Annotated in this window: 11 protein-coding genes and 1 pseudogene; 7 read left to right on the top strand and 5 right to left on the bottom strand. The window is 68.4% G+C overall.

Annotation, left to right across the window (positions count from 1 at the left end; all coding sequences use genetic code 11):
* Nucleotides 1-39: 39 nt before the first annotated feature.
* From recX to ON40_RS21190, 4 genes and pseudogenes are all read left to right on the top strand, one after another.
* Nucleotides 40-594: pseudogene (gene recX / locus ON40_RS51975) on the top strand (recombination regulator RecX); the annotation flags it as partial.
* Nucleotides 574-1,008, top strand: coding sequence for a hypothetical protein (locus tag ON40_RS56110; RefSeq protein WP_373281959.1), 435 nt, complete (start codon nucleotides 574-576; stop codon nucleotides 1,006-1,008). The pseudogene recX and the gene ON40_RS56110, both read left to right, overlap by 21 nt.
* The gene (locus tag ON40_RS21195; protein WP_157186361.1) at nucleotides 965-1,471 is read left to right on the top strand and encodes an N-acetyltransferase; all 507 of its coding nucleotides are present in this window, start codon (nucleotides 965-967) and stop codon (nucleotides 1,469-1,471) included. Before ON40_RS56110 ends, ON40_RS21195 begins: the two co-directional genes overlap by 44 nt.
* Nucleotides 1,472-1,664: 193 nt before the next feature.
* On the top strand, nucleotides 1,665-2,141 hold the full coding sequence (locus tag ON40_RS21190; RefSeq protein WP_040825940.1) for an OsmC family protein: 477 nt from the start codon (nucleotides 1,665-1,667) through the stop codon (nucleotides 2,139-2,141).
* Between the two features lie 70 nt (nucleotides 2,142-2,211).
* Here ON40_RS21190 and ON40_RS21185 read toward each other — a convergent pair whose 3' ends face one another.
* Both ON40_RS21185 and bla read right to left on the bottom strand, forming a co-directional pair.
* On the bottom strand, nucleotides 2,212-3,183 hold the full coding sequence (locus tag ON40_RS21185) for an MBL fold metallo-hydrolase (protein WP_040825376.1): 972 nt from the start codon (nucleotides 3,181-3,183) through the stop codon (nucleotides 2,212-2,214).
* Nucleotides 3,184-3,224: 41 nt separating this feature from the next.
* Entirely contained in the window at nucleotides 3,225-4,154 is a 930-nt protein-coding gene (bla, locus tag ON40_RS21180; RefSeq protein WP_040825374.1) for a class A beta-lactamase, read from the bottom strand.
* A 132-nt stretch (nucleotides 4,155-4,286) separates the two neighbouring features.
* Between bla and ON40_RS21175 the strand changes: the two genes are divergently transcribed.
* Nucleotides 4,287-5,201 (top strand): LysR family transcriptional regulator, encoded by a 915-nt coding sequence (locus tag ON40_RS21175; RefSeq protein WP_040825372.1) that lies wholly within the window; start codon nucleotides 4,287-4,289, stop codon nucleotides 5,199-5,201.
* A gap of 63 nt (nucleotides 5,202-5,264) precedes the next feature.
* The gene (locus ON40_RS21170) at nucleotides 5,265-6,170 is read left to right on the top strand and encodes a serine hydrolase (protein WP_040825370.1); all 906 of its coding nucleotides are present in this window, start codon (nucleotides 5,265-5,267) and stop codon (nucleotides 6,168-6,170) included.
* A gap of 9 nt (nucleotides 6,171-6,179) precedes the next feature.
* Here ON40_RS21170 and ON40_RS21165 read toward each other — a convergent pair whose 3' ends face one another.
* The 3 genes from ON40_RS21165 to ON40_RS21155 all read right to left on the bottom strand — a co-directional run bounded on the left by ON40_RS21165 (nucleotide 6,180) and on the right by ON40_RS21155 (nucleotide 9,805).
* Entirely contained in the window at nucleotides 6,180-7,424 is a 1,245-nt protein-coding gene (locus tag ON40_RS21165; protein WP_051193372.1) for a serine hydrolase, read from the bottom strand.
* Between the two features lie 83 nt (nucleotides 7,425-7,507).
* Entirely contained in the window at nucleotides 7,508-8,851 is a 1,344-nt protein-coding gene (locus ON40_RS21160; protein WP_051193371.1) for a bifunctional o-acetylhomoserine/o-acetylserine sulfhydrylase, read from the bottom strand.
* 102 nt (nucleotides 8,852-8,953) lie between these two features.
* Nucleotides 8,954-9,805, bottom strand: coding sequence for a glutamate ABC transporter substrate-binding protein (locus ON40_RS21155; protein ID WP_040825369.1), 852 nt, complete (start codon nucleotides 9,803-9,805; stop codon nucleotides 8,954-8,956).
* Nucleotides 9,806-10,007: 202 nt separating this feature from the next.
* Between ON40_RS21155 and miaB the strand changes: the two genes are divergently transcribed.
* Nucleotides 10,008-11,558 (top strand): tRNA (N6-isopentenyl adenosine(37)-C2)-methylthiotransferase MiaB, encoded by a 1,551-nt coding sequence (gene miaB / locus ON40_RS21150; protein WP_051193426.1) that lies wholly within the window; start codon nucleotides 10,008-10,010, stop codon nucleotides 11,556-11,558.
* Nucleotides 11,559-11,563 lie beyond the last annotated feature (5 nt).

Raw genomic sequence — 11,563 nt, 5'->3', positions numbered from 1 at the left:
GCGCGGCGGCTGGACGCTGATTCGTCTGGAGCGGCGAGTCTGTCGGGTAGCAGTGCCGGAGGGGACGATGACTCCGGGCGTCGTTCCCGGCGCGGAGCGCGGCGACGAGGGGAGGGGGCCGAGCGGGAGACCCCGGCGGGCACCGAGGCGCAGGCCAAGGATCTGTGTCTGCGGTTGCTGACCGATCGGGCCCGCAGCCGGGCCGAACTGGCGAACAAGTTGGCGGACAAGGGCTTTGCGCCCGAGGTGGCCGAGCGGGCGCTGGATCGGCTCGCGGCCGTCGGCCTGATCGATGATGCGGCATTCGCCGAGCAGTGGGTCCATTCCAGGCACACCTACTCCGGCAAGGGTAAGAAGGTGCTCGCTCAGGAGTTGCGTCGCAAAGGCATCGCCCCCGACGTCGCGGCCCCGGCCCTGGAATCCATCAGCGTCGACGACGAACACACTCGTGCGACCGACCTGGTGCACCGCAAACTCCGTACCCTCCCCGCGGATCTGGACCGGGACAAGGCAACTCGCCGCCTCGTGGGAATGCTGGCCCGCAAAGGCTACGACCCGTCCACCGCCTATGCGGTGGTGCAGGCTGCCGTCGCCGAGGCCGACCTCCCGGCCCCGCCCCGCCCCGGACGCCCCGGCTCGACCCTGCGTCGCGCGGAACCACCCGGCCGCACGTCATCGGGAGACACCGCGCCCGACCGCGCCGCGCTGGCCGGTCACCGCTCCACCGCCGACGGTGACTACTCGGCAGACCACGACGCCCTGCCCGGCAACGCGGACGAGGGCGTCGCCATCGCCGACCAGTTCCCCGCCGAACACGACATTCCCGATGCCGACCCCGACGATGCCGCCATCGCCCTGATCCAACGCAAACTCCGCAGCACACCCCGAAACCTGGACCGCGACAAGCTGATCCGCCGCCTGGTAGGCATGCTCGCCCGCCGCGGCTACAACCAGTCCCGAGCCTATGCCCTCGTCAAAGCCGAACTGGCAGCCGCCGACATCGGGTGATCCGGCGCCTCCGGCCCGAATCATCCGCGCGGATGTAGACGATCCGGCCGTAGCCGAGGTGTTGTTCGCCGCGATCGGCGGTGATCGCTCCCGACTCACCGCCGCATGCGAGTTCTACCGGAATGATTGCGACGCAGTGCTTCTCACGCTGATCATGCACTGCGAGCCGATCGGTGTGGCGGGATACGAGCAGGGCCACACGGGAATCACCCTCCGGCACATCGCGACAATCGAGCCGCATCGGCACACCGGTGTCGGTCGGCGTCTGCTGGCCGAGATCCGTTCCCGTCATCCGGATTCGGATCTGGTGGCAGAGACGGACGCCGAATCCCTCGGCTTCTATCTCGCCACCGGATTCGCCGCCACCTCACTCGGTGAGAAGTATTCCGGTGTCGAACGATTCACGGCCCATCTGCCCAGGTTGTCGTCCCACTACTCACCTCCAAGGGGATCGGACGGGTGAAATCGCGAACTGATGGGGGCAGGCTATGCGATCGTTGGCACTGTCGAAACAACCTGTCGTGCTATCTGCTTGCGATCGGCGGCACAAGATGAATCCGATAGCCGCTCTCGGTATTTGCGGGATGCGCGGCGGACATCCGTTGTCAGGTGTGGTGTGAATATTTCTGGATTCATCTCGGGAAAGAGAGATTGTGGTGCCGAAGACTCATCAATACGAAGTTGATGTGACCTGGACCGGTAATACGGGGACGGGTACCAGTGGATATCGGGAGTACGAGCGTGCGCATGATGTTTCGGCGCTGGGCAAGCCGGTGATTCCCGGTACCGCCGACCCGGCTTTTCGTGGTGTTCCGGAGCGGTGGAATCCGGAGGAACTGCTGGTTGCCAGCCTGTCGCAGTGCCATATGCTCTGGTTTCTCGCGCTGTGTTCGCAGGAGCGGATAGTCGTCACGGATTACACCGATCGCCCGTCCGGGACCATGGTCGAAACGGCTGATGGGAGTGGTCATTTCTCGGAAGTGGTGTTGCGTCCGCAGGTGCGAATAGTCGAATCCGAGCACGTCGACCGGACTCGGATTCTGCACGAGCGCGCGCACGAGATGTGTTTCATCGCCAATTCGGTCAATTTCGAGGTGCGTTGCGAGCCGGTCGTATCGACCGCGGGCGAATGAACCGAGGAGTCTACTCGGGAGCGCCGGAGTTGTTCCGCCGGAACACGATTCCACACTGACGTCGCGATGATCAGGCGGGATACGTCTGAAGGTGGTCCACGACGACGAAGGCGCTGGACGGGCTGGCCGCGGTGACTGCTTTGCGGAGCGGGGCCAGTCCGCCGGTGTCCTTCGCGGGCCGACTCAGGGGGAGGTCGAAATCGTCCCAGTGCGTCGGGAGGATGTGGGGCGGGTTTCCCAGGGCGTGCAGGAGGCGCGGGACGTAGTCGTGCACATTCGAACCGCCGACGGGCAGGAGCAGGACGTCGGGACGCAGGGTGGTCAGTTCGGATTCGATGTAGTTCGAACCGCCCAGGTTCAGGACCGAACCGCCGGGGCTCTCGATCTGGTAGGCGAGCGTGCCGCCTTCGACGAGGTCCGCGATGGTGCGCGGGCGCGGCGGCGGGGCTGCCGGACGGGTGCCCGGGAACGGTATGCGGGCGCGGGGACCGAGCTGGGAATGCAGGGAGCGCAGCACCCGGATCCGGTGACTGCCGCAGTCGATGTACTCGCCGCCCGACGCCACCGACAGCTGATCCTGCGGGGCGCCGAGGGCGATCAGGAGATTCAGGTGGGACTCGGTGCCGATCACCGTGGCGCCGGTGCGCTGGGCCAGATACGGGACGTCGGTGATGTGGTCGTAGTGCCCGTGGGTGACCAGGATGTGGTCGGCGCGCAGTTCGCCGCTGTCGACGTAGTGGTCGATCAGGGCGGTGTCCACCGACAGCGGCGTCGTCGGGTCGGCGCCCGCGGGGGTGTAGGTGCCGGTCCGGAACCTGGTGAGCCACGGATCGATCAGCACCGTCCGGTCGCCGCCGGGAGCGGAGATCCGGATCTCCCAGCTGTTGTTGCCCCACCAGCGCAGCCGGATCCCGGTCAGCTGTCGTGCGGGGCGGGTGTTCTCCTCGGCGGTCCCGCAGGCCACGCCGCCTACCGCCGCCGCGACACCCGCGCCCACGCCGAACAGTCCTCGGCGCGTCAGTGGTGGAATATTTCCGTTCATCGGTCCTGATTCGATTCTGTTGTGTCCGTGCGGGATTGGGTTCATTTCAATGCCGTTACCGCGGCGTTCGCGGCCTGGGCGATGAGGGCGTTGTCGTAGGTGTCGTCGTGGCCGTGGCGGGTGGACATGACGGCCAGGACGATCGGTGCCCGATGGGGCGGCCAGAGGACGGCGATGTCGTTGCGGGTGCCGTAGTCGCCGTTGCCGGTCTTGTCGCCGACCACCCAGTCGGCCGGGACACCGGCGCGGATGAGTCCCGCGCCGGTCGTATTGGTGCGCAGCATCGTGGTCAGCAGGGTGCGGTTGTCCGTCGGCAGTGCGGTGCCCAGGACGTAGGTGCGCAGGTCGGTGGCGAAGGTGCGGGGCGTGCTGGTGTCTCGCGGATCGCCCGGGGTGGCCTCGCTGAGCGCGGGTTCGAGACGGTCGCTCCGGGTCACCTGATCGCCCAGATTCCGCAGGTCGTGTTGCAGACCGGCGGGGCCGCCCAGCAGTCCGAACAGCAGGTTCGCGGCGGTGTTGTCGCTGTAGCGCACCGCGGCGTCCAGCAGGTCCCGCACCGTCATTCCGTCGGTCACGTGCGGTCGGGTGATCGGTGCGTAGGCGGTGAGATCCGTTGCGGTGTAGGTGATTCGGCGATCCAGCTCGGCGGGGCCCGCGGTGGTCAGGATCGCGCCCGCTTCCAGGGCCTTGAACGTGGAGCAGAACGCGAACCGCTCGTCGGCGCGGTACTCGACGATGTGTCCGGACCCGGTGTCCAGCGCGAAAACCCCCAGGCGCGCACCGAATCGGCCTTCGAGCTCACCGAATCGGCCCGACAGCGCGGTGCCGCCGACCGGTGTCGGCGGCGAGACGACCGAGGTGGTGGTCGCGGAGGAACCCGAGTTGCCCGAGCCGCAGGCGCACAGCGACAGCAGCGCCGTGCCGACCGCGAGGGTGGCAGCGACCCGGCGGCTCCGGACGGAATGGGACATCGAGGTCACCTTCCTTGTCGACCGCCGCACCGGAACGGGCGGCGTGGTGACGACGAGCCTGGCACCGATCTTCGATGCCGTCCAAGACAGAAATCACCGCAACGATGCCGAATCGGCATAGACTGCCGCATCGTGGATATCGTCGCCGCCTGCCGAGCCTTCGTCTCGGTCAGCAGTCACGGCAGTTTCACCGCCGGTGCCGCCGCGGCGCGGATCCCGCAGTCGGTCGCCAGCCGTCGCATCGCCGCGCTCGAACAGCATTTCGGGGCCCGTTTGCTCGACCGGACCTCGCGGACCGCGACCCTCACCGCCTTCGGCCGCGACATGCTGCCCTCGGCGCGCCGTCTGGTCGAACTCGCCGAGGCGATGCAGGACGAGGCCGAACGCGCCCGCAGCCGGCCGTTCCGGATGGCGGTGCCCGCGGTCTGCGGCCCGCTCCCGCTCGCCCGGCTGGTCGCCGACGGCACGGCCTGCGGCCTCACCCTGGATCTGCATCCGGCCGACCCGCGCGAACGCGCCGAACTGGCTCGCACCCAGGAGGTGCGCGCGGCCCTGATCGCCGTGCCCGCCGATCGTGCGGTCTGGCGAATCCCGTTGGGACTGGCCGAAACCGGCGGCCCGCAGAGTACGCCGATCTACCTGGAGACGCTGCGCGCCGGACGCGCCGACCGCGACAATCGCCGCCGCCGAGTCTGGATTCAACCCGAGGACGATGTGCCCCACATCCGCGACCGCATCATCCGTCTGCGTGATTCGCTCGGCCTGCAACCCGTCCAGGTCGTCGTGGGCCCAGCTCTCGTCACCGCCGCGGCCGCGGTCCTCGCCTCCGACGACCTGCTGCTCTGCTCACCGACCCAAGCCACCGAATTGGGCCTGAACTGGCGGCCCATCGGCGAACTGGATCCCGCGCGCGGCTACGACATCACCGCGGCCCACCCCGAGGACGCCGACCGCATCGCAACCCTGCCCCACCGCGGCATCGCGCGCTGCCTCGGCCTGCGGGACGCCCGCGACGAAACGACCGGCAACGGCGATGCGCGGTCGTGACGGCAGGCGGTCGTGTGATCCCTCCGAAAGCACTGGTTGGTCCATGAGAAAGGCTGTGCGGCAATGGGTATGACCACGGCGGTGCGGGTGGCGCGGCAGGAGTTGGACGATGCCGGACTGCGCGGGTCGATTCTGGTGCGGGATCTGGACAGCGGGGATGAGCTCGGGATCGATGCGGAGCTGGAGTGGCCGATCGCCTCGCTGGTGAAGGTGCCGCTGGTGGTCGCCACGCTGGAGCGGATCGGGCGCGGGGAGCTGGATCCGGCCACGCCGATCACGGTGCGCCCGGGGGCGATCACCACACCGGGGCCGATCGGGGTGGCGAAGTTCCGCCATCCCGCGACGATCGCGCTGGATGACCTGCTGTATCTGAGCATCGCCATCAGCGACAGCGCCGCGGCCGATGCGCTGTTCGCGCTGACGCCGCCCGCCGCGGTGGCCGCCGAATTGCGCCGGCTCGGTTACGACGGGATCGCCGTGCGGCACCTCATGGACGATCTGACCCGTACCCCGGCCGAGGCGTTCGAGCAGGCCCAGGCGTATCTGGCCCATACCCTCGCCATCGAGGCGGCCACCGCCGGACACGGCCACGCGGTGCCGCAGCTGGACGTCGGGAGCGCGAATACCGGTTCGGCCCGCGCCTTCGCCGACCTGCTGCAAGGGCTGTGGCGACCCGCGAGCATCACCGAGCCGACCGCCGCCCGAATCCGGGAACTGATGGCGGACAACATGATCCGCCATCGGCTCGCCCCGGACTTCAGCTCCGATGCCTCGCGCTGGTCCTCCAAGACCGGCTCACTGCTGAACTTCCGTCACGAGGTGGGCGTCGTCGAACACGCCGACGGGCAGACCCTCGCGGTGGCGGTCCTGACCCAGTCCCGGGTCCCGGCGGTGGTGCAGCCGGGTGCGGAGGCGATCATGGCCAAGGCCGCCCGAATCATCCACAACGAGTTGCGAATTCGGCCCTGAGGCCCTGGTTCAGAGCTCGAAGCCGCCCGCATCGGAAGGTCCGATGACCCGGGCGATCCGCGCACACAGCTGAACCGGACGCTTGACGTCGGTCGATGCCTTACCGCTGGTCAGAATCGCCCCGGACAGCCCGCGAGCCGGATCGGCCCAGCCGTACTGCGTGGTCAAACCGCTACGGCCGAAATGCGATTCGGTGTTCGGGCCGAATTTCGACCGCCGCGCGCCGAGTTCGAATCCGGCCCGGCTGACCCGCCCAGCGACGCCGGGAATCCACTTCGCCGGTGCGGCCGCCATCCGGACGGTATCGGGCTTCATGATCCGCACACCATCCAATTCACCTCCGCGCGTGAGGATCTCGTAGAAGCGCGACAGCTCCGAAGCGGTGGTGACCAGATTGCCCGAGGGCAGTTCGGCGGTGAGGAAATCGCGATTCTTCTCCGCCGATATCGGTCCGTTCAACGCACCGCCGAGTGCCTTGTGCGCCAGGAACTTCATCATCGGGGACGGTTTCGGTCCCGTCTGGACACTGGGCACGACCAGCTCGACGTCCTGGGCCCGGACCCCGAAACTGGTCCACCGGAAACCCAGCGGGTCCAGGATCTGCTCGGCCAGATGATCGCGCATCCGCTTGCCCGTGACCCGCTGCACCAACAGCCGCTGGATCAGCCCGCCGGTCATCGCGTGATAGACCCGGAACCGCCGTCGCGGCCAGGCCGGGGTCAGATCGGCCAGCGCCCGCGCGGCCAGCTCGTCGTCCACCACCAGCTCGAAGCCCCGGTACGGCCCGGTCACGAACGGCACGCCCGCCGCATGGGACAGCACGTCGCCGATGGTGATCGACTCCTTGCCGTGCGCGGCGAACTCGGGAATGTGCTGGGCCACCGGATCGTCGTACGCGAAGAATCCCTGCTCGATGAGCATGGCCATGACCGCGGCGGCGACGCCCTTCGCGGTGGAGAATCCGCAGAACGGCATATCCGGGGTCAGCAGGACTTTCTCGGCGGCGGGATCGTCGCCGGGCGCGTTACCCCAGCCGTGCCCGACGGCGCGATTCAGCACGACGCGCCCGTTGCGGCGCAGGCAGACCTGGATCGCGGGAGTGGTACCCAGCCCGTACCACTCCCGGACCGCATCCCACACCGCCTCGACCTGCGCCTTGCTCAGCCCGGCGGCAGCCGGATCGTCCTCGTCTCCGATCGTGGTCACCGAATCCACATCCTCGGCTACGGTCACCAGCGTTGCGGGTGTGCTCATCCGGCCAGCATAGGTCGGTTGCGGCGACACATCACCCCGCGCACGTCGGGCTCCTGTGCGGAGCCCGACGCCTCGAAGCAAGATCAGACCGCGGCGAATCCGGTCCGCAGGTCGGCGAGGATGTCCTCGATCCCCTCGACGCCGACCGCCAGGCGCACCAGACCCGGGGTGACGCCCGCGGCGAGCTGCTCCTCCGGGGTCAGCTGCGAGTGGGTGGTCGAGGCCGGGTGGATCACCAGCGAACGGACGTCACCGATGTTGGCGACGTGGCTGTGCAGAGTCAGCGCCTCCACGAAACGCTTCCCGGCGTCCACGCCGCCGGCCAGCTCGAAGCCGATGATCGCGCTGGTTCCCCTGGGGGCCAACTGCTTTCCGCGCTCGTACCACGGAGAGGAGGGCAGACCGGCGTAGGCGACGGAGGTGACTTCCGCACGCTCGGAAAGGAATTCGGCGACCGCCTGCGCGTTCTGCACGTGCCGCTCGACCCGCAGGCTCAGCGTCTCGAGGCCCTGGCTGATCAGGAACGCGTTGAACGGCGCGATGGCCGAGCCCAGGTCACGCAGCAGCTGCACGCGCGCCTTGAGCGCGTACGCCGGAGCACCGAGATCCGCGTAGACCACACCGTGGTAGCTGGCATCCGCCTCGACGAAGCCCGGGAAACGCGGCTTGCCCTCGGCATCCTGCACGGTCCAGTCGAAAGCGCCGCCGTCGACGATCACACCGGCGATCGCCGCGCCGTGGCCGCCCAGATACTTCGTCGCCGAATGCACCACGATATCGGCGCCGTGCTTCAGCGGCTGGATCAAATACGGTGTGGGAACGGTGTTGTCGACGATCAGCGGCACACCCGCGGCGTGCGCGACCTCCGCGATGCCGGGGATGTCCAGGATGTGGTTCTGCGGGTTGGACACCGTTTCGCCGTAGAGCGCCTTGGTGTTCGGGCGGATCGCCGCACGCCACTGCTCGAGATCGTCCGGGTCCTCGACGAATTCGACGGTGATGCCGAGCTTGGGCAGCGTGTAGTGGAACAGGTTGTAGGTGCCGCCGTACAGCCGCGGGCTGGACACGATGTGGTCACCGGCCCCGGCGATGTTGAGCAGGGCGAAGGTCTCCGCGGCCTGTCCGGAGGACAGCAGCAGTGCGGCCACGCCGCCCTCGAGCGCGGCGATCCGCTGCTCCACCGCGTCCTGGGTGGGATTGGCGATGCGGGTGTAGATGTTGCCGGGCTCGGCCAGACCGAACAGCGCCGCCGCGTGCGCGGTGTCGCGGAAGGTGTAGGAGGTGGTCTGGTAGATCGGCAGCGCGCGGGCGTTGGTGGTGCCGTCGGGCACCTGCCCCACGTGGATCTGTTTGGTCTCGAAACTCCAAGCGGCGCTTGGGTCTTCGGGCGTGGTCGAATCGGGCTGCGAGGACTCGTTGGCGGTCATTCGGCAACGGTAGAAATGATGCTCCCGCCAGGAAATATTTTCACGCGGCGTGAGTCCAACGGCGGCCGCGAACTCCGGGCGTCGGGGCGCTGCGACGGGCCGTCAGTACCGGTCGACCGAGGGCGGTGCGGGGATCGGGAAGTCCGTGCCGAGGTTCTTGGTCAGCGCGGTCTGCCACGGCTTGGCCGGATCGGTGAGCATCGCGCTGATCGCGTCGCCGATTTTCGTGCGAGATTCGTTGTCGCCCTTGCGCAATCCGATGCCGTAGAGCTCCTGCACCGGCTTGCCGTCGAGGGTGATCGGCCCGAGCAGCTTCAGCAGCCGGGGCGAGCGCGCCTGATAGCCCGCCAGGATGATGTCGTCGGTGGTGACCGCGTCGACCATCTTGCTCTGCAGCGCCTCCACGCACAGCGAATAGGTGTCGTACTCGGTCAGTTTCACGCCCTGCGGGAATTCCCGCTTCACCTGATCGGCGGAGGTGGACCCCGCCACCGTGCACAGCCGGCTGCCCGCGGGCAGCGAGTTCGGATCGTGGATGGCGGTGTTGTCCGCCCGGACCAGCAGGCCCTGATGCGCGACGAAGTAGGGCCCGGCGAAATCGACCTTCTGCTTGCGCTGGTCGGTGATCGAATAGGAGGCCACGACCATGTCGACCTGCCCGCTCTGGATCAGCCGCTCGCGCTGGGCCGAGGGCGCCTCCTTGAACGTGATGTTCTGCGGCGCGACGCCCAGCTTGCCCGCGACATATGTCGCGACGTCCACATCGAACCCGGAGAACGAGCCGTCCCGGTCCTGCAGACCCATCCCGGGCTGATCGAATTTGATACCGACGGTGAGCTTTCCGGCCGCGGCATCCTGAACGGCGGTTCTGGGGCTGCCCGCGCCGCATCCGCTCGCCACGACCGTGAGCGCCAGAACGCCGATGCCGAGGCGCAGTGCCCGGGTGAACCTCATCGAATGCCCTCTCTGCCGAACAACGCAGCGATGGTGAGTGCGGACGGGTGGCATTCCCAGTGTGCGGCAATGCCGGTCGATGCCTCAGGATCTTGCCCGGAAAGCCCTCGGCGCGCCGGACCGGCCTCGCCGCCGCTCGCCCCGGGGAACGGGCCGATCCGGATTTGCGCACTACCGATACCCTGGACGGGTGAATTCGTCGATGCAGGTGGCAGCTGGTGCCGCGGAGGGAGCGGTGGCCGCCGCGGACGCGACCCGTACCTACGAGGTGCGCACGTACGGGTGCCAGATGAACGTGCACGACTCCGAACGGCTCTCGGGCCTGCTCGAGGACGCCGGATACCACCGGGCCGCCCCCGGCGCGACCGCGGATCTGGTGGTGTTCAACACCTGCGCGGTGCGCGAGAACGCGGACAACAAGCTCTACGGCACGCTCGGGCATCTGGCCCCGATCAAGGCCGATCGGCCCGGTATGCAGATCGCGGTCGGCGGCTGCCTGGCCCAGAAGGATCGCGACACCGTGCTGCGCCGCGCGCCGTGGGTCGACGTGGTGTTCGGCACGCACAACATCGGCTCGCTGCCGGTACTGCTGGAACGGGCCCGCCACAACGAGCAGGCGCAGGTCGAGATCCTCGAATCGCTCGAGGCGTTCCCTTCGACGCTGCCCGCCAAGCGCGAGTCGGCCTACGCGGGCTGGGTGTCCATCTCGGTCGGCTGCAACAACACCTGCACCTTCTGCATCGTGCCGTCGCTACGCGGCAAGGAGGTGGACCGGCGTCCCGGCGATGTGCTCGCCGAAGTGCAGGCGCTGGTCGATCAGGGGGTGCTCGAGGTGACCCTGCTCGGGCAGAACGTCAATTCCTACGGGGTGAACTTCGCGGATCCGGACGAGCAGCGCGATCGGGGTGCGTTCGCGCAGTTGCTGCGTGCCTGCGGAAGTATCGAGGGCCTCGAGCGGGTCCGGTTCACCTCACCGCATCCGGCCGAGTTCACCGACGACGTCATCGAGGCGATGGCGCAGACCCCGAACGTGTGCCCGCAGCTGCACATGCCGCTGCAGTCGGGTTCGGATCGGGTGCTCAAGGCGATGCGCCGGTCCTATCGGTCGGCGCGTTATCTGGGCATCATCGAGAAGGTGCGTGCCGCGATGCCACACGCTGCGATCACCACCGACATCATCGTGGGCTTCCCGGGAGAGACCGAAGAGGACTTCCAGCAGACCCTGGACGTGGTGCGGCAGGCGCGTTTCACCAGCGCGTTCACCTTCCAGTACTCGATCCGTCCGGGCACGCCCGCGGCCACCATGGCCGATCAGGTGCCCAAGGCGGTGGTGCAGGAGCGGTACGACCGGCTCATCGCATTGCAGGAGGAGATCTCCCTCGAGGCGAACCGGGCGTTGCTCGGCACCGAGGTGGAGCTGCTGGTCGCCGACGGTGCGGGCAAGAAGAACGCCGCCACCGCCCGGATGAGCGGGCGGGCCCGCGACGGCCGGCTCGTGCACTTCCGGCCGCCGGAGCACAACACCATCCGGCCCGGTGACATCGTCAGCGTCGTGCTCACCGAGGCCGCGCCGCACCACCTGATCGCCGACAGCGAGATCCGCGAGCATCGCCGCACCCGTGCGGGCGATTCGCACGAGCGGGGCATCACGCCCAAGACCGCCCCGATCGGCGTCGGTCTCGGCCTACCGCGAATCGGCGCACCGGAACCGCTGCCCGCCACCGCGGGCTGCGCGTCCGGGTGCGAGGTGTGATCTGC

The sequence above is a fragment of the Nocardia jiangxiensis NBRC 101359 genome (assembly GCF_000308615.1).
In the GTDB taxonomy this organism is placed as follows: Bacteria; Actinomycetota; Actinomycetes; order Mycobacteriales; family Mycobacteriaceae; genus Nocardia; species Nocardia jiangxiensis.
This window is presented reverse-complemented; position numbering and strand designations above follow the sequence as displayed.